The sequence below is a fragment of the Serratia sp. H402Y genome (assembly GCF_051172415.1).
GTDB lineage: Bacteria > Pseudomonadota > Gammaproteobacteria > Enterobacterales > Enterobacteriaceae > Serratia > Serratia ureilytica.
Window position 1 is genome coordinate 2,712,327 of the sequence record NZ_JBPIYZ010000001.1, and the last position, 19,229, is coordinate 2,731,555.

The following is a 19,229-nucleotide window of genomic DNA, read 5'->3' on the forward strand; positions in this document are numbered from 1 at the left end:
TCAAGCGTTATGCCTATCACTTCGCTTCACACACATTGCCGTTCTTGTCATTTCATTCATCCCTCTTTGGCTTTATTACTCCGCGCTGGCAATAACCTGCAAAATCTTGCCGTCGCTGATTTTCAGCGAGAAACTGCGCTGCCAGAAACGTTTGGAATCTGCATCCTGAGGATCTACGGTGCTGATTGCCACGGTGTAGGGCACATTGCTCTCAAATGCCTTGAACGAGTATGGGATACATTGGCCGGGCGTAATAGTCTCAACGGGCTTCGGTGGTAGAGTGCTCCTGCGCCAGAGTTCATGCGTTTGGCTATCCAACCGTTGTTCAATAGCGATACTGACCAGACTGACCCTGCCACTCTGTGTTGGGTAGGTTTGCGGTAAAGAAAAACAGAGATCATTTCCCCGCAGCGTAATATCCGTAGTGTAAAAACGTTGCTTTTCAAGCATACAGCCACTGAGCAACATCATCATGATGAGGGTATAGAGAGAGCGGGATAGCGTGATCTCGCCTAGCGTCAGCCTTCTGAATGAGCCTCTTGCTGTTATCATTATTCACTCCATGAATATAACTCATTGTATTTATTGCGATATTTTTATTATCTCTTTTTACCCAAGCATTGGCCACCTATTATTCACCGAAAACAAAAAGCCCCCTAAGGGGCTTATCCGTTAATAATACGTGAGTCATGACTCAAATTCCGGGTCGGAAGGTATATGCTTTCTCCAGAGCACCGAGCCTCATTCGTTACAGCAGTTGTTATTGACTCAAGAACTACTTTTGCAGCAACTGCCCGGCAGCCTCCAGAATGTGCTCGGCGGTCAGGCCGTACTCCTGCTGTAAAAACGCCTGGGTGCCCACCTGGCCGTAACGCTCCTTCACCCCCACGCGCCGCATCGGCGTCGGGCATTCCTCCGCCAATACCTCCGCCACCGCCGACCCCAGCCCGTTATGAATGCTGTGGTTTTCACAGGTGACGATGCGTCCGGTCTTGGCCGCGTAGATTTTGATCAGTTCACGGTCAATAGGCTTGAGGGTGAACATATCGATCACCGCCGCGCTGAGGCCCTGCCGCGCCAGCATCTCCGCCGCCTTCAGCGCCTCCGCCACCATGATGCCGTTGGCGATCAGCGTGATATCGTCGCCGTCGCGCAGCAGATTGCCCTTGCCGATGGTAAAGCGCGAGCCGTCCTGGTAGATGCGCGTCGCCTGCTTGCGGATGGTGCGCACCCAGTAGAAGCCGCGCAGATCCATCAGCTGGCGCAGAATGTCGGCGAACATGGTGGCGTCGGTCACTTCCAGCACCACCGAGTGCGCCAGCCCGCGCACGATGCCCATATCCTCGAACGACATGTGGGTGCCGCCGTTGTGGCAGGCGCTCACCCCGGCGTCGGAAGCGATCACCTTGACGTTGTTTCGCTGATAATCCAGCGACATGAACAGCTGATCGAAACAGCGGCGGCTGGCGAAGGCGGTAAAGGTGTGCACGAACGGCACCCGGCCGGTCAGCGACAGCCCGGCGGCGACGCCGATCACGTTGGCCTCCATGATGCCGCAGTTAATCACGTGCTGCGGGTGATCCTTATGCACGCCGTCCATCGCCATGGAGCTCATCAGATCCGCCTCCAGCGCGATGATCGGCGCGCCCGCTTCAATCTGCCGCCGGACCGCGCCGGCATAGACTTTGCGCATTTCGACGGCGTCGTTTTCCAACTGCGTCACTACGTTAAACATGGGCGGCCTCCAGTTCGGCGATGGCTTTTTCAATCTCCTGCTGCACGTCCGGCGTCAGGCGCAGGTGGTGTGAGTTCGACAGGTTTTCCAAATAGGTCACCCCCTGTCCTTTGATGCTGTCGAGCACGATCGCCAGCGGCCGCTGTTCTCCGCCGCGCGCCGGCCTCACCGCCGCCAGCAGCGCCGCAATGTCGTCGCCCTTGATGGTTTGCACCTCAAAGCCGAAAGCGCGGAACTTGGCGGCCAGATCGAACGGTTGGATCACCTCGTCCAGCGCGCCGTCCAGCTGTTGTTTGTTGTAATCGATAAACAGCGTCAGGTTGTTCAGATTGTGGTGGGCGATAAACTGGAACGCCTCCCAGCACTGCCCTTCGTTCAGTTCACCGTCGCCGAGGATGCTGAACACCCGATTGCGGCGCCCCGCCAGCCGATGGGATAGCGCCATGCCGGCGGCGATCGACACGCCCTGCCCCAGCGAGCCGGTAGTGGCGTCCACGCCGCGCGTGCGCAGCCGGTCCGGATGGCTCGGCAGGCGCGTGCCGTTCTGATTGAGGGTTTGCAACTCCGCCAGCGGGAAGTAGCCCTTGATCGCCAGCGTGCTGTACAGCGCCGGGCCGGCGTGCCCCTTCGACAGCACGAAGTCATCGCGCTCCGGCCAGTCCGGATCCGCCGGATCGATGCGCATCACGCCGCCGTACAATACCGCCAGCGTCTCGACCACCGACATGCAACCGCCGTAGTGGCCGAACCCCAGCCCGGTCAACGCCTTCAATGTTTCCAGGCGGATGGCGCGCGCCAGGGCGCGCAGCTCTTCAATTTCCGTTTCGCTCGTTGTGTCGTTCATCACTCTGCCCTCATTATTTCTCGACGCGGTCAGCGGCCGGCGCGCCTTTGCGTTTTCCCAGGAAGTTATGCGCCACCAGCAGCGCAAACACGGCGACAATCGCCAGCATGATCATCTCTTTCGACATAAAGCGCGCCATGTTGCCCAGCAGGATGCCGATCGCGCCGAAGTCGGCGTCGGAGAAGGTGGTGTTGGCAAAGCCCAGCGCCCCCAGCACCGGCAGTAGCAGCACCGGCAGGAAGGTGATCAACAGACCGTTCGCGAAAGCGCCCAGCATCGCACCGCGCCGCCCGCCGGTGGCGTTGCCGAACACCCCGGCGGTAGCGCCGGTGAAGAAATGCGGCACTACGCCGGGCAGGATCAGCACCATCTTCAGTTGCCCCAGCAGGAACAGCCCGGCCAACCCGCCGAGGAAGCTGAACAGGAAGCCGATCAGCACCGCGTTGGGGGCATAGGGGTAAACCACCGGGCAATCCAGCGCCGGCCGCGCGTTAGGCACCAGTTTTTCCGAGAAGCCGGTGAACGCCGGCACGATCTCCGCCAGAATCAAGCGCACGCCCTGCAGGATAATGAATACCCCGGCGGCGAAGGTGATAGCCTGGATAATCGAATACACCAGGTAGTTCTGGCCGCCGCTGAGCTCGCTTTCCACATAGGCCCGCCCGGCGCAGATCGCCAGGATCAGGTAGATGACGATCATGGTCATCGAGATCGAAATGGAGCTGTCGCGCAGGAAACTGAGGTTTTTCGGCAGGTTCATCTCTTCGGTCGAGCGCGAGTTTTTCCCCACTTTCGAGCCGATCCAACCGGACAGCACATAGCCCAGGGTGCCGAAGTGGCCGAAGGCGATATCGTCGTTGCCGGTGATGCGGCGCATATAGCGCTGGGCGATCGCCGGGAAGAACGCCATCACCAGCCCCAGGGTCAGCGCGCCGGTGAACACCAACTGTACGCCCTCGAAGCCCGCTACTGTCAGGATGATGCCGATCATGCAGGCCATGTAGAAGGTGTGGTGGCCGGTGAGGAAGATGTATTTCAATCGGGTAAAGCGCGCCACCACGATATTCGCCACCATGCCGAACGCCATGATCAGCGCGGTGGAAGCGCCGTATTTCTCCAGCGCGATGGAGACGATGGCTTCGTTATTCGGAATGATGCCCTGAATATTAAACGCGTGTTCGAACATGCCGCCCAGCGGATTGAGCGATCCGACCAATACCGTGGCGCCGCCGCCCAAAACGATAAAGCCGAGAATGGTTTTTACCGTGCCTTTCACCACGTCGGAAAACGATTTCTTTTGCGCCAGCAAACCGATCAGCGCAATAAGCCCGACCAGTACCGAAGGCACCTTTAATATATCCACCACAAACTTAAGCGTTTCCTGGATAAACATATCCACCTCGCCAATCGTTTTATTCAGATGATTGAGTGGGCTTCGAAGTAAGCGCGCAGCTTGGCTTCCAGCTCATTAATGTCGATGATGTTGCTGATCACCACCAGCTGCTCGGCCGGTACACTGGCGCTGTCGGCGATGTCTTTCGCCATCACGAACACGTCGGCGGCGCCGGGAGTGGCGGACGACAGATCGGAGTGTTCGACCTCGGCCTCCACCCCCATCTTTTTCAGCACCTTTTTAATGTTCATTTCCACCATAAAGCTGCTGCCGAGACCTGAACCGCAAATCGCCATGATTTTCATGATATCCACCTGTTGAATTTAGCGTGTAGGGTAGCGCCGCCGGGAATATTCCCGACGTTATGGGCATTAATAATGTTCCTGGTGATTAAACGTTAATAGCGGGCGATAATATCCTCAATTTGCCGTTTGTCTGTGGCGTGAAATAACGCCTCCATCGCCGTGTTATCGGAAAATAATTCCGCCAACTGCGAAATCATTTCAATGTGACTGTTGCCGTCGGGTGCGGAAAGCATCACCACCACCTGAACCGGATCGTTATCCGCAGAATGAAAATTCACGCCCTGGTGGATCTTCAACAGCGACAGCCCCAGCGCGTTGGCGCCCTGCTCCGGCCGCGCGTGCGGCATGGCGATGCCCGGCGCCAGGACGAAGTAGGGGCCAAGCTGCTCCTGCTGATGAAAGATGGCCGTCAGGTAATTCGGCGTAATCACGCCGCGTTGCAGCAGCGGTTGCGCGCTCAGCGTTACCGCCTGGCGCCAGTCCTCCACCCGTTTGCACAGCTGGATATGGTCGGCGGTCAGCCATTCTTTCAGCACGTTACCCTCCCAAGCGTTGATGGTTTCGGCCGGTGATTAATTCACCGACGACGGTAAAACTTTAATCAACCCCTCTCGGCTGCACAGTGATTGGCATCACAAAGATAGCGCTACCAAAGCGCTATCATGCAGAACTGTGATAGCGCTATCAAAACACCATGCCGCGGCGCGGCGTTAACCACAATTTTTTCTCGCTCTTCCGGGTTACGGGGTAGAATGTGCCGCATACTGGGATCGTCGAAGCCGCGCCGTCGGCTTCCCACCATCACAATCTTTATGCGCCGCGCGCGCATTTCAGTCGGGATTAGGCATGTCGATCGGTAAAAAACGCCGCAGCACAGGCAGGGTGACGTTGGCTGACGTAGCGCAGCTGGCGGGCGTCGGCACCATGACGGTGTCGCGCGCGCTGCGCACGCCGGAACAGGTTTCGGACAAACTGCGCGAGAAGATAGACGCGGCGGTAAACGAGCTGGGCTATCTGCCCAACCTGGCCGCCAGCTCGCTGGCCTCGGCCTCGTCCTACACCATCGCCATGGTGGTGCCCAGCCTGTCCGAATCCGGCTGCGCCGAGATGTTCGCCGGCCTGCAGAAAGTGCTGCAGCCCGCCGGCTATCACATCATGCTGGCGGAGTCGCAGCACCACCTGGAACGCGAGGAGAAACTGCTGGAGACGCTGCTCTCTTACAACCTGGCGGCGGCGGTGCTGCTCAGCGTCGAGCATTCGCAAAATGCCCGCAACGCGTTGATCGCCGCCAACATTCCGGTGGTGGAGATCGGCGCCGTACGCGCCGATCCGATCGACATGAGCATCGGCATCGATTACGTGGCGGCCATGTATCAGCTGACGCAAACGGTGATCGCCAGCGGTTACCAGAATATCGGGCTGCTGTGCGCCAATCAGGAGCAGTGGATTTTCCAGCAGCACCTGCAGGGCTGGCACAAGGCGCTGCTGCGCAACCATATGTCGCCGCATCGGGTCATCAACGCCGCGCAGCCCGCCAGCTTCAGCACCGGCGCGCAGCAGCTGCCGGAATTCTTGCTGGCCTGGCCGGAGCTGGACGCGCTGGTGTGCGCGTCGGACGAACTGGCGGGCGGCGTGCTGTATGAATGCCAGCGGCGGCGCATCAAGGTGCCGGATAATCTGGCGGTGGTGGGCTTCGGCAACAGCGAGTTCAGCCGGGTGTGCCAGCCGCCGCTGACCACCATGACCATTCCGCATCGCGACATCGGCATTCAGGCCGGCCAGGCGCTGCTGGCGCGGCTGAACGAGCATCCCTGGCAGCCGCCAGGCTCCCTGCCCGCCACGCTGTGCCGCCGCGACAGCTGCTGAATCCGCCCGTAAAAAAAGCCGGTCGATGACCGGCTTTTCCATGCGCAGGCGGCTCAGTGATTGTCGAGCGGCTTGCCGTAATCCTGTTCATTGTTGCGCGTCAGCCACAGCGACAGCGCCTTCAGCGAATCCGGGGTAAACTCGTCGCAGCGGGCGGTGATCTCTTCCGGCGTCAGCCAGCACACCTCGGCCACTTCTTCTTCCTGCAGCGCGAACGGCCCGTGCGATACGCAGCTGAACAGCGCCCCCCACACCCGGCACTGCTCTTCCTCGAAGTAGAACAGACCGTGCTCGGCGAAAGGCACGCCGGCGATACCCAGCTCCTCTTCCGCCTCGCGGCGCGCCGAATCCAGCACGTTTTCACCGCTTTGCACTACGCCGCCCGCCGTCGCGTCCAGCCAGCCCGGGTAGAAGTCCTTGATCTCGGTGCGACGCTGCACCAGAATTTTTCCCATCCCATCATGCACCACAATATAGGTAGCACGATGACGCAGCCGCTCCGCCCGCATCTGTTGACGACTGGATTGAGCAATCACCTCGTTTTGCTCGTCGACGATATCAACCCACTCGGTATCTGCAGCCTGACCCTGTTCCGCCATCCTCTAAAACCTTCTATTTTGGCGCGATGCAATCCCGCGCGCTGGTTAATCAATGAGTGTTTTTCAAAGATTTTTATTGTGTGTGTATAAATTAGTGCGTTTAGCGTGTTAACGCCACCTCCGCGACGACCTTGCCGTCGTCGAGCGTCAGCACGCGCAAAGTGCCGCTTTCCAACATGCCGTAGCTGGCGGGAAAGCCCCCTTTCGGGATGCTGACCGAGCCCGGATTGAAGCAATAGATCTCACCCTGCCGCTCCGCCTGCGGCAGATGCGTATGGCCATAGGCCAAGACGTCACCGCAGGATAACGGCGGCAGTGCCGAGGGATGATAAAGGTGACCGTGGGTCAAAAACAATCGTCTTTTTTGCAGTAAAACCTGTTGCCAGGGCGCCTCGATGGGAAACGTCAGCAGCATCTGATCGACCTCGCTGTCGCAATTGCCGCGAACAGCGATGATCTTGTCGCTATAGCGATTCAATCGTTCGGCAACCTGAGCGGGCTGATACCCGGCGGGCAGCGCGTTGCGCGGGCCGTGATTCAGCAAATCACCCAGAAGAATCAACCAGTCGGCGCCGTGTTGTGCGAACAATTCCAGCACGCGTTCGGTCGCCGGCAGCGAACCGTGGATATCCGAGGCGAACATCAGCTTCATAACCTTGTCCTATAGAGGGAAATAAGCGCCATTTTACCGCGCCGGCGCCGTGCGGCAAACCGCCGCCCGCCCCGGTGGAGAATTGTGATCCAACTGCGCAGATAGCATCGGACGAATCCCACATAGCCTGCTATCCTTAGCTGCTATTGTTGGATCTCTGATATACCTTTGTGCGCGGCGAAGACCGCAGCAACGTGTAATGAATTACAGATCACCTTACCGCAGGAGGCAACATGATTGACCTGTATTACGCGCCTACTCCCAATGGTCACAAGATCACCTTGTTTTTGGAAGAGGTCGGCTTACCCTACCGTATCCATCGCGTAAACATCAGCGCCGGCGAGCAGTTCAAACCGGACTTTCTGAGCATTTCTCCCAACAACAAAATCCCGGCGATCGTCGATCAGCAACCGGTGGACGGCGGCGCGCCGATCAGCCTGTTCGAATCCGGGGAAATCCTGCTGTATCTGGCGGAGAAGACCGGCAAGCTGCTGAGCAAGGGCCTGCGCGAACGCGCCGCTACCCTGCAGTGGCTGTTCTGGCAAGTGGCCGGATTCGGGCCGATGCTCGGGCAGAATCACCACTTTAACCACTACGCGCCGCAGCCGGTGCCTTACGCCATCGAGCGTTACCATCTGGAGACCAAGCGGCTGTACGGCGTGCTGGAAGCTGAACTGCAAAAACACCCGTACCTGGGCGGCGATAACTACAGCATCGCCGATATCGCCACCTACCCGTGGGTCGTATCGCATCCGCGCCAGCGCATCGATCTGGCGGATTACCCGGCGGTGCGCAACTGGTTCGAGCGCATCAGCAATCGCCCGGCGACCGAGCGCGCCTACAAACTGGCCGAACAAGCCTAAGTGCCTCCCCCGACTCCCCGTCGGCCGGGGAGTCACATTGTCCCTGCGTTATCATTTCCCTACTTTCCGTGTATTCTGAACGCTAATAATCAGACCTATGGAGAATCTCTGATGTCTTTCAGTCAACCCGACGCCGTTATTCGCATTAAAAATCTGCGGCTGCGCACGTTCATCGGTATCAAGGAAGAGGAAATCAACAACCGACAGGACGTCCTGATCAACGTGGTGATCCACTACCCGGCGGACAAGGCGCGCAACAGCGAAGATATCGCCGATGCGCTCAACTACCGCACCATCACCAAAGCGATCATCCGCCATGTGGAAGATAACCGTTTCGCGTTGCTGGAAAAATTAACGCAGGATGTGCTCGATATCGTAAAAGAACACGCCTGGGTGACCTATGCTGAAGTGGAGATAGATAAACTTCTGGCCCTGCGCTACGCCGACTCGGTTTCCATGACCATGAGCTACCGCCGGGACTAATTCAGGGAGGTCGACCATGCGGATCCTGATCACCGGCGCAACGGGATTGATAGGCAGCAGCCTGACGGCAAGACTGCTGGCGCTTTCTCACCACATTACGGTGCTGACCCGAGACGAACGGCGAGCCCGAGTCCGGCTGGGCGACCGGCCGAGCTATTGGCGAACGCTGGACGACCGGCAATCGCTGGATGAATTTGACGCGGTGATCAACCTGGCCGGCGAACCTATCGCCGACAAGCGCTGGAGCGCGCAGCAGAAAGAGCGGCTGTGCCGCAGCCGCTGGGATCTGACCGAACGCTTGGCGAAGCTGATCAAGGCCGGCAGCACGCCCCCCGGCGTGTTGATTTCCGGTTCCGCCGTCGGCTACTACGGCGATCAGGGGCAGGCGGTGGTGACCGAAGAGGAGCCGCCGCACGACGAATTCACCCACCAGCTGTGTCAACGCTGGGAAGCGCTGGCGCTGCAGGCGCAAAGCGACGCCACCCGCGTCTGCCTGCTGCGCACCGGCGTGGTGCTGGCGCCACAGGGCGGCGCGCTGGCCAAAATGCTGCCGCCGTTCCGCTTCGGGCTCGGCGGCCCGATCGGCGACGGTCGCCAATACCTGCCGTGGATCCACCTCGAAGACATGGTCAACGGCATTATTTATCTGCTGGATCACGCCACCCTGAGCGGCCCGTTCAACATGGTCGCTCCCTACCCGGTGCACAACGAGCAATTCGCCGCCCAATTGGCCAACGTGCTCGATCGCCCGGCGTTTCTGCGGGTGCCGGCGTTCGTCATGCGGCTGTTGATGGGGGAAGCGGCGGTGCTGGTGCTCGGCGGCCAGCGGGCGGTGCCGAAGCGCCTGGAAGAGGCCGGTTTCCACTTCCGTTATCTGGAGCTGGAACAGGCATTGGATGACGTTGTCAATCAGCGGGCCGAAGCCCGCTGATCTGAGGTTACTTCAACGCGCCGGACAGGAACTGCTGCAGGCGCGGGCTTTTGGGATTGCCGAACAGCTCGGCCGGCGGGCCCTGCTCTTCGATCAACCCTTTGTGCAGGAAGATCACGTGGTTCGAAACGTGGCGCGCAAATTCCATTTCGTGCGTCACCACCACCATGGTTTTTCCCTCCTCCGCCAGCTTCTGCATGATGCGCAGCACCTCGCCCACCAACTCGGGATCCAGCGCCGACGTCGGTTCGTCAAACAGCAGCACTTCCGGCTCCATCGCCAATGCGCGGGCAATGGAGACGCGCTGCTGCTGGCCGCCCGACAGGTGCACCGGGTACTTGCCGCGCGCCCGCTCGTCGATGCCCACTTTATCCAGGTAGCGCACCGCGCGCTCGTGCGCGTCGGCCTTGCTCAGCCCCAGCACCTGCACCGGCGCCTCCATCACGTTCTCCAGCACCGTCATATGGCTCCACAGGTTAAAATGCTGGAACACCATGGTCAGGCGGGTGCGCAGCAGCTGCAGCTGCTTCTTGTCGAATACCTTCAGCTGGCCGTCCTTGTCGCGCACCATGCGAATATCTTCGTTGTTCAGGCTGATCGAGCCTTCGCTCGGCTTCTCGAGGAAGTTGATGCAGCGCAGAAAGGTGCTTTTGCCGGAGCCGGAGGAGCCGATGATGCTGATCACATCCCCGGCGTTGGCCGCCAGCGAGACGCCCTTCAGCACCTCGTGATCGCCATAGCGTTTGTGCAGTTCCGTGACGGCTAATTTATTCTCAGACATGGTTTTTCTTCCCGTCATTTATCAGTGACTAACGTGTGCCATCCAGCGTTTTTCAGCTTTGCGGAACAGGCTGATTAACACGTAGGAGATGATCAGGTACAACACCGCCGCAATGCCGAAAGCGTAAAACGGCTGATAGGTCGCGGCATTGATGTCGCGCGCAATCTTCAGCAGGTCCGGCACGGTGGCGGTAAACGCCAGCGCGGTGGAGTGCAGCATCAGGATCACTTCGTTGCTGTAGGCCGGCAGCGCGGTGCGCAGCGCCGAAGGCAAAATGATGCAGCGATACATCTTGAAGCGCGAGAAACCGTAAGCGTTGGCGGCCTCGATTTCACCGTGCGGCACCGAGCGGATCGCCCCGGCGAAAATCTCGGTGGTATATGCGCAGGTGTTGAGCGTCAGCGCCAGGATGGTGCAGTTGAGCCCGCTGCGGAAAAACGCGTTGAGAAACTCGCTGCCGCGCACGATTTCCAGGCTGTACATGCCGGAGTAGAACACCAGCAACTGCACGTACAGCGGCGTGCCGCGAAACACGTAGGTGTAGAGCCACACCGGGAAACGCACCCAGCGAAGGGAAGAGACGCGCGCCACCGCCATCGGGATCGCCAGCAGCCCGCCCATCACCACGGAGGCGATCAGCAGCCACAGCGTGACCGCCACGCCGGTGAAACGGTAGCCGTCGCTCCACAGCAGCGACTGCCAATACTGTTGCAAAATCTCGATCATAGCTCGGCCCTCTTGACGCCCAGTGAGTAACGCCGTTCAAGCCACAACAGCACGCCGTTGGAAACGGTAGTGAAAATCAGGTAAACCACGCCGGCTACGATGGCGAAGAAGAACGGCTGATAGGTGCCTTTCCCCGCCAACTGCGTGGCTTTCACCACGTCGTTCAGGCCAAGGATAGACACCAGCGCCGTTGCCTTCAGGATCACCTGCCAGTTGTTGCCGATGCCCGGCAAGGCGAAGCGCATCATCGCCGGGAACAAAATGCGCCGAAAGATCTGCGCGCCGCTGAAGCCGTAGGCCGTCGCCGCCTCAATCTGCCCTTTCGGCACCGCCAAGTAGGCGCCGCGGAAGGTTTCGGTAAAGTACGCGCCGTAAATAAAGCCGAGGGTAATGATGCCGGCGCCGAGCGGGTCAATATCGATCTGCGAGAAACCGAGCAGCGTGGTGATGTTGTTCAAGGCGATTTGCAGGCCATAAAAAATCAGCAGCATCAGCACCAGATCGGGCACGCCGCGGATCAGCGTGGTGTAAGCGCCGAACAGGCCGGAAATAAGGGGGTTGTGGGAGAGTTTGCCGCCGGCGCCGATCAACCCGATCACCACCGCCAACAATACGGAACTGAGGGCCAACTCCAGCGTCACCAGAGCCCCCTCGAAAATCAGTTGGGAATAGCCTTGCAGCATCTACTTCACCCTGTCGTCTAGGATCCGAACCATCGGAGCCGGCGCACCGGCCCCGCAGTCACAGCATGGAACGGTTAGCGGATTAGCCGCCGTAGACGTCGAAGTCGAAGTACTTTTTCGCGTATTTATCGTAGGTGCCGTCTTTGCGCATCTCGGCGAAGGCTTTGTCCAGCGCCGCTTTCAGCTCGGTATCGGTTTTGCGCAGCCCCATGCCGGTGCCGACGCCAAAGAATTTGTCATCCTTCACCGATTCGCCGGCGAACGCATAGTCTTTGCCCGGCGGCTGTTTCAGGAAGCCATCGCTGCCCGCCACTTCATCCTGGAAGGCGGCGTCGATGCGCCCGGAGGCCAGATCGGCGTAGACCAGATCCTGGTTCTGATAAGGCACCACGGTGACGCCCTTCGGCTGCCACATGGCGTTGGCGTAGGCTTCCTGGGTCGTGCCCTGCAGCACGCCCACGCTCTTGCCTTTCAACGCATCCACGGTAGGCAACAGCTTAGACCCCTTCGGCGCGATCAGGCGGGCGTTGGCGGCATACAGCTTGTCGGTAAAGGCGATTTCCTGCTGGCGTTTTTCGGTGATGGACAGCGAAGAGATGATAGCGTCGATCTTTTTCGCCTTGAGGGATGGGATCAGCGCGTCAAAGTCGCTCTCCACGAAGGTGCATTGGGTATTTATGCGTTTGCACAGCTCTTTGGCCAAATCGATATCGAAGCCGACCAGCTCGCCTTTGGCGTTTTTGGATTCAAACGGCGCATAAGTCGGATCGGTGCCAATCTTCAATGTCGATGGGATAGCGGCGAATGCGCTGTTTGCGGCCGCCAAAGCCAAGACTAAAGGAAGAACCTTAACCAGCTTTTTCATAAATTACCCTCAAATTGATTTTTTTGATGCCACTACGGGCATTACTTTTCCCCACCAAATCAATTTGCAGTAATCGTGCCACATTAGGTGCTACGGGCGGAGGGAACGGCTCCGGCCTTCACAATACTGTTTCCTGGGACGATAACCGCAAAATTAAATCGGCCGCTCGGGGCCGCGCCACTGGCAGCCGCGACAGGACGGCGCCATGAAACAGTGAACGTGATGAAGTGGGATCATTATGGTGCATGCGCCGCCCTAATTCAGTGCGGTGTTGCACAAATGTACCAATTTGGGGATGAAAATGTTAATCAGCACCCTGCCAACGGGTGAACAGATCGGCCGGCAATTCGATATCAAACTGATCGATCACCCGATTGACGGTCTGATCGATGATGTCTTCCACGCTTTTCGGCTGGTGATAAAACGCCGGCACCGGGGGCATGATCACCGCGCCCATTTCCACCGCCTGCGTCATCAGCCGCAGGTGCCCAAGGTGCAACGGCGTTTCACGCACGCACAATACCAGGCGGCGGCGTTCTTTCAGCACCACGTCGGCGGCGCGGGTCAGCAGTCCGTCGCTGTAGCTGTTGACGATGCCGGACAGCGTTTTGACTGAACAAGGCAAAATCGCCATGCCCAGGGTTTTGAAGGAACCGGAAGAGATGGCGGCGGCGATATCGCGCGCATCGTGAACCACATCGGCCAGCGCCTGCACTTCACGCAGACTGTACGGCGTTTCCAGCGCCAGCGTCTGCCTTGCAGCGTTGCTCATCACCAGATGAGTTTCCACCTCTGCGACGTCGCGCAAGACCTGCAACAGGCGCACGCCGTAGATCGCGCCGCTGGCGCCGGAAATGCCGATGATGAGTCGTTTCATGAAGAATGGCCTCTGCCGTAAAAAGTAAAAAATAAGATCAGGCAGACTTTGCCGCAATGGCGAGGGATAAGCAAGTTCACAGGAGCAAGGCGCACCGCCGCAGACGCGACGATGCCCCCTGATGGATCAACACAGGCGGTTAGCCTTCGTTATGCAGTTCCAGATTTTCCGCTTCGGTTTGTCCCCGCAGCGCCTTGGCGTCGTCGTTGCGCAGCGACTCCAGGTATTCCAGATAGCTTTGATCGACGTCTTTGGTCACGTAGATGCCGTTGAATACCGAGCATTCGAACTGGGTGATGTCCGGGTTTTCTTCACGCACCGCTTCGATCAGATCGTCGAGGTCCTGGAAGATCAGCCCATCGGCGCCGATGATTTGGCGGATTTCATCCACTTCGCGCCCGTGGGCGATCAGTTCGTTGGCGCTCGGCATGTCGATGCCGTAGACGTTAGGGAAACGCACTTCCGGCGCGGCGGAAGCCAGGTACACGCGCTTGGCGCCCGCTTCGCGCGCCATCTCGACGATCTGCTCTGAGGTCGTGCCGCGCACGATGGAATCATCCACCAGCAGCACGTTCTTGTCGCGGAACTCGGCGCGGTTGGCGTTCAGCTTGCGGCGCACCGACTGACGACGCGCCTGCTGGCCCGGCATGATGAAGGTGCGGCCGACGTAGCGGTTCTTCACAAAGCCCTGGCGGTAGGGTTTGTCGAGAATGCGCGCGATCTCCAGCGCGATGTCGCAGGAGGTTTCCGGAATCGGGATCACCACGTCGATGTCCAGATCTTCCCATTCGCGGGCAATCTTCTCGCCCAGCTTCTGGCCCATGCGCACGCGGGCGCTGTAGACCGAGATCTTGTCCATAAAGGAGTCCGGGCGCGCGAAATAGACGTATTCGAACAGGCACGGATTGGTTTTCGGATTCTCTGCGCACTGGCGGGTGAACAGCTGGCCTTTGGTGGTGATGTACACCGCTTCGCCCGGCGCCACGTCGCGCAGGAATTCAAAGCCCAGGGTATCCAGCGCCACGCTCTCGGAAGCCACCATATACTCGCTGCGGCCATCTTCCAGCGTGCGTTTGCCGATCACCAGCGGACGAATGCCGTACGGGTCGCGGAACGCCAGCAGGCCGTGGCCGATAATCATCGCCACGCAGGCGTAAGCGCCGCGCAGTTGCTGATGCATGGCGGCGACCGCGGTAAAGATGTTGTCGGCCTCCAGCGGATAATGCGGGAAGCGATCCAGCTCGCTGGCCAGCACGTTCAGCAGGATTTCCGAGTCGGAGGTGGTGTTGACATGGCGGCGGCCGCTTTCGAACAGCTTTTGGCGCAGCTCATGGGCGTTGGTCAGGTTGCCGTTGTGGGCCAACGTAATGCCGAACGGCGAGTTGACGTAGAAAGGCTGGGCCTCAGAGGCGCTCGAGCTGCCGGCCGTCGGGTAACGCACATGGCCAATGCCCATGTTGCCCTGCAAGCGTTGCATATGGCGCGCCTCAAATACATCCTTCACCAGGCCGTTGGCTTTGCGCAAACGGAACCCGTTGTGGGCGTCAATGGTGACGATGCCTGCGGCATCCTGGCCACGGTGCTGAAGCACCGTCAGCGCATCATAAATCGACTGGTTTACCGGCATAAAACCGGCGATACCGACAATACCGCACATGTTGTCTTTTCCTCATCAGCGCTACCGCCCCGGCAATTGGGTCGGCAAGAAACTCGACGTGCTCTGCAGGTAGTCAAAGAACCACCTGATGACGTAACTGAACTGGGGAATCAGCTGCGACTGTTTCCAGTCGGCACTTTGTGAAAAGCCGGTAAAGGTATCCAGGAAGAACAGGATCGCCGCAACGATCAACACGCCGCGCAATGCGCCGAAGCAGATGCCCAGCACCCTGTCGGTGCCCGACAGCCCGGTTTTCTCTACCAGTGAGCTAATCACATAGTTAACAATAGCCCCTACGATCAGGGTCGCGATGAACAAAATCGCGATCGCGATGCCGTTTCGCACCAGTTCATCTTCAAAACGAGTGAAATAGACCGCAAGGTAAGAGTAGAAATGGCTGGCAACAAAAAACGCACATCCCCATGTCACAAGTGACAATGCTTCGCGAACAAACCCTCGGATCAGGCTCACCAGAGCCGAAAATCCAATCACCGCTATAATGACGTAATCAATCCAGACCATGAACTATTCCAATGATGAATCGCCCCTGCATCCAATTCGCGGCGAATTCTAACAGAAAAAGAAAACGTTTGCGTAGGGGATTTCCTACCACGTTACAAATAAAAAGCGGCGATTAAAAAATTCCCAATCGCCGCGCCTACATAGGTGATTTCGCCTGTAAAAGGCGCGGTTTCTCTCGAGATCTCTCCACCACTCCTTAATTCAGGGGCGCATCCTGCTGCGCCCCTGCGGGGTTTAACGACCGTACGGCTTCACCTGCCCGCTCAGCCCGCTGATCGAGTTCAGCGACGGCAATGCCGCCTGCAGCTTCTGCTTGGAAGCATCCGGGCCGACGTAGATGCGGGTGATCTGCCCTTGCACCGGCGTTGACGGCACAGTGAAGGCGCGATAGCCCGAAAGACGCAGCGAAGCGACAATCTCGTTCGCCTTGGCGGCATTCTTCAACGCCCCGAGCTGCACGACATAGGCTTGCCCGGCCGGCGCTTTTTCTTCCGCCGGTTTCGGCTGCGGTGCCGGCTCAGGCTTCGGCGTCGGTTCAGGTTTCGGCTCCGGCTTAGGCGTCGGTTTCACTTCCACCGGCTTCGGCTGCGGCGCCGGTTTCGGTTTCACCTCTACCGGTTTGGTTTCCACCGGTTTCGGCTTAGGCTGCTGCTGCACCGGCTGAGGACGCGTCTCGACCGGCGGCGGCGCCACCTGCGTCGGTTGCTGAGCATTCTGTCGCACCGCCTGTTGCGCCGCCGCTTCGTTGGCCGCCTGCTGCTCGACCAGCGCCCCCGCCCCTTCCGGCGGCTGCGCCGGCAACGGCTGCGTCACCGGCGGCAACACGTCGTTCTCTTCGACGTCGCCCGCCTTCGGCACCAAAGGAATGGCCGCGAATTCATCCTCGTAATGCTTCTTTTTGCCGTCCAGCAACCCTGGCAGGATGATCACCCCCAGCGCCACCAGAATCACGGTTCCGACCAGTCGGTTCTGAAATTTACTCGCCACTCACACTCCCCGCATCTCGTCTGACGCCGCCATCACCTGCGCAACGGTGTGGAACGATCCACAGACGATCACAATATCCTGTTTATCAGCATCCTGCATAGCCTGCCGCCAGGCAGTTTCGACATCATTAAAGCGTCGCGGTTCCGCCAGATGTTGCGCCAGCAGTTCGACGCTGGCGCCGCGCGGGCCGTCGAGCGGTGCGCAGTACCATTCATCCACCTGCTCGCTCAGGCAGGCCAGCGTACCGGCGATGTCCTTGTCCGACAGCATGCCCACCACCGCGCGCACCTTGCCGCCGTCGCGCGGCAGCTTGGCCAGACGCCCGGCGAGATAGCCGGCGGCGTGCGGGTTGTGCGCCACATCGAGGATCAGCATCGGCTCCCGCCGCACGATCTGGAAACGCCCCGGCAGCGTCGCCTGCTGCAGCCCAGTGAAGATCGCGCGCTCGTCGATTTCCAGCGGGGAACAGTTCAGCGCCGCCAGCGCGGTAGCGGCGTTGGCCAGCGGCACGTTCGGCGTCGGCAGATCGGTCAGCAGCGTGTCGCCGCCCTGCCACTGCCAGCGATCGCCCTGCTCGCTGAAGCTCCAGGCTTCACCACGGCGATACAGCGGCGCGCCCAGCGTTTCGGCGACCTGGCGAATGCTGTCCGGCATGTCGGGTTCACCCACTACCGCCGGCTTGCCGCTGCGGAAAATGCCGGCCTTTTCTCGGCCGATGCTTTCGCGATCGTTGCCCAGCCAGTCGGTGTGATCGAGCGCGATGCTGGTGATCACTGCCACGCTCGGATCGACGATGTTGGTGGCGTCGAGACGCCCGCCCAAGCCGACTTCCAGGATCACCACGTCCAGCCGCGCCTGTTTGAACAGCTGCAGCGCCGACAGGGTGCCGAATTCGAAATAGGTCAGCGACGTTTCGCCGCGGCCGGCTTCAATGGCGGCAAACGAGCGGCTGTGCTCCGCTTCGCTCAGCTCTTCCCCCTGAATGCGCACGCGTTCGGTGTAGCGCACCAGATGCGGTGAGCTGTAAACGCCGACGCGCAGGCCGGCGGCCAGCAGAATGGCTTCAAGGGTGCGACAGGTCGTGCCTTTGCCGTTAGTGCCGGCAACGGTGAACACCGTGGGAGCGGGGGTCAGTAAGTCCAGATGCGCCGCGACGCGCTGTACGCGCTCGAGGCCGAGTTCGATCGCCTGGCTGTGCAGACGTTCCAGATAGTAAAGCCACGAGCTCAATGGCGACGTGGCTTGGGGAATTTGGTGGTTTTGCATGAGTCCCATCACTGAACTTGGGTTCATTAATCCATCAGGGCACCACCCTCACCGCGGTAAAGGCGATGCGCTTCGTCACTGCCGCCCACCTGCAAACCGCAACGTCATAGGCTGCGGCCGGCAGGGAACGGGCATCAGCCGTCACTTAGCCACAAAGTGGCGGCTGAACCCGGGCGGGATCCGTCTTTGCCTCAGGCGTCGGCCTGCTGCTCCGGCTCAATGACCGGCGCGGCCTCATCGAAATGCGGCTGCGGCTGGTTGGTCAGCTTGGACAGAATGCTCGCCAGCGTTTGGCGCATTTCCGGGCGGCGAACGATCATATCGATCGCGCCTTTTTCGATCAGGAACTCGCTGCGCTGGAAGCCCGGCGGCAGTTTCTCGCGCACGGTCTGCTCGATCACGCGCGGGCCGGCAAAGCCGATCAGCGCTTTCGGCTCGGCGATGTTGATGTCGCCCAGCATCGCCAGGCTGGCGGAGACGCCGCCCATGGTCGGGTCGGTCAGCACGGAGATGTACGGCAAGCCGCGCTCCTGCATTTTGGCCAACGCCGCGCTGGTTTTCGCCATCTGCATCAGCGACATCAGCGCTTCCTGCATGCGCGCGCCGCCGCTGGCGGAGAAGCACACCAGCGGACAGTTGTCCTCCAGCGCCTGCTCAACCGCACGCACGAAACGCGCGCCAACCACGGAAGACATCGAACCGCCGATGAAGGCGAATTCAAAGGACGCCGCGACGATCGGCATGCCGTACAGCGTGCCCTTCATCACCACCAGCGCATCTTTCTCGCCGGTCGCTTTCTGTGCGGCGACCAGACGATCTTTATAGCGCTTGGAATCCTTGAATTTCAGAACGTCTTTCGGCTCCAGATCGCTGCCCAGCTCCACTTCGCTGCCTTCATCCAGCAGGGTATGCAGACGCGCGCGCGCGCTCATACGCATATGGTGGTCGCACTTCGGACACACTTCCAGATTACGCTCCAGCTCGGCGCGGTAGAGAACCTGGCCGCAGCTGTCGCATTTGGTCCAGACCCCTTCAGGAATGCTCGCCTTACGGGTTTGTGTGATATTGCTCTTGTTAAGAATTCGTTCAATCCAGCTCATCGATGACCTTTCTGTTTGAACCTGGCACACGCCAGTCCGCTGTTCATGCTTTAACAATCCCCCTGAAAACACCCCCAATGAAAAAATGCCCGTT

22 protein-coding genes are annotated in these 19,229 nt (G+C 59.6%); 4 read left to right on the forward strand and 18 right to left on the reverse strand.

The window, feature by feature from the left end; translation table 11 throughout:
- Positions 1 to 75: 75 nt before the first annotated feature.
- The 6 genes from ACSBQS_RS13070 to ACSBQS_RS13095 form a co-directional block, all read right to left on the reverse strand.
- Positions 76 to 552 carry a putative T6SS immunity periplasmic lipoprotein gene (locus ACSBQS_RS13070; RefSeq protein WP_116403467.1) on the reverse strand — a complete coding sequence of 159 codons (477 nt, stop codon included), beginning with the start codon at positions 550 to 552 and terminating at the stop codon, positions 76 to 78.
- Positions 553 to 775: 223 nt separating this feature from the next.
- Complete coding sequence (locus ACSBQS_RS13075) at positions 776 to 1,735, reverse strand: transketolase family protein (RefSeq protein WP_434990744.1); 960 nt, start codon at positions 1,733 to 1,735, stop codon at positions 776 to 778.
- Positions 1,728 to 2,579, reverse strand: a complete 852-nt coding sequence (locus tag ACSBQS_RS13080; protein WP_033643868.1) for a transketolase — start codon at positions 2,577 to 2,579, stop codon at positions 1,728 to 1,730. The genes ACSBQS_RS13075 and ACSBQS_RS13080 overlap by 8 nt, the downstream gene beginning before the upstream one ends.
- Positions 2,580 to 2,592: 13 nt before the next feature.
- Entirely contained in the window at positions 2,593 to 3,972 is a 1,380-nt protein-coding gene (locus ACSBQS_RS13085; protein WP_004936074.1) for a PTS ascorbate transporter subunit IIC, read from the reverse strand.
- Positions 3,973 to 3,995: 23 nt separating this feature from the next.
- Positions 3,996 to 4,277 (reverse strand): PTS sugar transporter subunit IIB, encoded by a 282-nt coding sequence (locus tag ACSBQS_RS13090; protein ID WP_025303676.1) that lies wholly within the window; start codon positions 4,275 to 4,277, stop codon positions 3,996 to 3,998.
- Between the two features lie 92 nt (positions 4,278 to 4,369).
- On the reverse strand, positions 4,370 to 4,813 hold the full coding sequence (locus ACSBQS_RS13095) for a PTS sugar transporter subunit IIA (protein ID WP_099782589.1): 444 nt from the start codon (positions 4,811 to 4,813) through the stop codon (positions 4,370 to 4,372).
- Positions 4,814 to 5,123: 310 nt separating this feature from the next.
- Here ACSBQS_RS13095 and ACSBQS_RS13100 point away from each other — a divergent pair, with 310 nt between their 5' ends.
- On the forward strand, positions 5,124 to 6,143 hold the full coding sequence (locus ACSBQS_RS13100; protein WP_033651947.1) for a LacI family DNA-binding transcriptional regulator: 1,020 nt from the start codon (positions 5,124 to 5,126) through the stop codon (positions 6,141 to 6,143).
- 53 nt (positions 6,144 to 6,196) lie between these two features.
- Here the strand turns inward: ACSBQS_RS13100 and yfcD are convergent, their stop codons facing one another.
- A complete protein-coding gene (gene yfcD / locus ACSBQS_RS13105) occupies positions 6,197 to 6,742 on the reverse strand; it encodes an NUDIX hydrolase YfcD (RefSeq protein WP_004936086.1) in 546 nt (181 codons plus the stop codon).
- Positions 6,743 to 6,842: 100 nt separating this feature from the next.
- On the reverse strand, positions 6,843 to 7,394 hold the full coding sequence (gene yfcE, locus ACSBQS_RS13110; protein WP_033643871.1) for a phosphodiesterase: 552 nt from the start codon (positions 7,392 to 7,394) through the stop codon (positions 6,843 to 6,845).
- 233 nt (positions 7,395 to 7,627) lie between these two features.
- Between yfcE and yfcG the strand changes: the two genes are divergently transcribed.
- The 3 genes from yfcG (at position 7,628) to ACSBQS_RS13125 (ending at position 9,671) form a co-directional block, all read left to right on the forward strand.
- A complete protein-coding gene (gene yfcG / locus ACSBQS_RS13115) occupies positions 7,628 to 8,257 on the forward strand; it encodes a GSH-dependent disulfide bond oxidoreductase (RefSeq protein WP_016926886.1) in 630 nt (209 codons plus the stop codon).
- Between the two features lie 111 nt (positions 8,258 to 8,368).
- The gene (folX, locus tag ACSBQS_RS13120) at positions 8,369 to 8,740 is read left to right on the forward strand and encodes a dihydroneopterin triphosphate 2'-epimerase (protein ID WP_025303682.1); all 372 of its coding nucleotides are present in this window, start codon (positions 8,369 to 8,371) and stop codon (positions 8,738 to 8,740) included.
- 16 nt (positions 8,741 to 8,756) lie between these two features.
- Positions 8,757 to 9,671 carry a TIGR01777 family oxidoreductase gene (locus tag ACSBQS_RS13125; protein WP_197749435.1) on the forward strand — a complete coding sequence of 305 codons (915 nt, stop codon included), beginning with the start codon at positions 8,757 to 8,759 and terminating at the stop codon, positions 9,669 to 9,671.
- Between the two features lie 7 nt (positions 9,672 to 9,678).
- Here the strand turns inward: ACSBQS_RS13125 and hisP are convergent, their stop codons facing one another.
- The 10 genes from hisP to accD all read right to left on the reverse strand — a co-directional run bounded on the left by hisP (position 9,679) and on the right by accD (position 19,135).
- Positions 9,679 to 10,452, reverse strand: coding sequence for a histidine ABC transporter ATP-binding protein HisP (hisP, locus tag ACSBQS_RS13130; RefSeq protein ID WP_004936098.1), 774 nt, complete (start codon positions 10,450 to 10,452; stop codon positions 9,679 to 9,681).
- 21 nt (positions 10,453 to 10,473) lie between these two features.
- The gene (locus ACSBQS_RS13135; RefSeq protein ID WP_033643875.1) at positions 10,474 to 11,178 is read right to left on the reverse strand and encodes an ABC transporter permease; all 705 of its coding nucleotides are present in this window, start codon (positions 11,176 to 11,178) and stop codon (positions 10,474 to 10,476) included.
- Entirely contained in the window at positions 11,175 to 11,861 is a 687-nt protein-coding gene (locus tag ACSBQS_RS13140; protein WP_033635345.1) for a histidine ABC transporter permease HisQ, read from the reverse strand. Before ACSBQS_RS13140 ends, ACSBQS_RS13135 begins: the two co-directional genes overlap by 4 nt.
- 82 nt (positions 11,862 to 11,943) lie before the next feature.
- Positions 11,944 to 12,726 (reverse strand): histidine ABC transporter substrate-binding protein HisJ, encoded by a 783-nt coding sequence (hisJ, locus tag ACSBQS_RS13145; RefSeq protein WP_033643876.1) that lies wholly within the window; start codon positions 12,724 to 12,726, stop codon positions 11,944 to 11,946.
- 304 nt (positions 12,727 to 13,030) lie between these two features.
- Complete coding sequence (locus ACSBQS_RS13150; protein WP_033643877.1) at positions 13,031 to 13,603, reverse strand: UbiX family flavin prenyltransferase; 573 nt, start codon at positions 13,601 to 13,603, stop codon at positions 13,031 to 13,033.
- 139 nt (positions 13,604 to 13,742) lie between these two features.
- Positions 13,743 to 15,260: an amidophosphoribosyltransferase gene (gene purF, locus ACSBQS_RS13155; protein ID WP_033632500.1), complete on the reverse strand. Its 1,518-nt coding sequence runs from the start codon at positions 15,258 to 15,260 to the stop codon at positions 13,743 to 13,745.
- A gap of 21 nt (positions 15,261 to 15,281) precedes the next feature.
- Entirely contained in the window at positions 15,282 to 15,782 is a 501-nt protein-coding gene (gene cvpA / locus ACSBQS_RS13160) for a colicin V production protein (RefSeq protein WP_004936119.1), read from the reverse strand.
- Positions 15,783 to 16,016: 234 nt separating this feature from the next.
- A complete protein-coding gene (dedD, locus tag ACSBQS_RS13165; protein ID WP_033643878.1) occupies positions 16,017 to 16,769 on the reverse strand; it encodes a cell division protein DedD in 753 nt (250 codons plus the stop codon).
- Entirely contained in the window at positions 16,770 to 18,035 is a 1,266-nt protein-coding gene (folC, locus tag ACSBQS_RS13170; protein ID WP_033643879.1) for a bifunctional tetrahydrofolate synthase/dihydrofolate synthase, read from the reverse strand. It lies immediately after the preceding gene.
- 191 nt (positions 18,036 to 18,226) lie between these two features.
- Positions 18,227 to 19,135 carry an acetyl-CoA carboxylase, carboxyltransferase subunit beta gene (accD, locus tag ACSBQS_RS13175; protein ID WP_033643880.1) on the reverse strand — a complete coding sequence of 303 codons (909 nt, stop codon included), beginning with the start codon at positions 19,133 to 19,135 and terminating at the stop codon, positions 18,227 to 18,229.
- Positions 19,136 to 19,229: the final 94 nt, after the last annotated feature.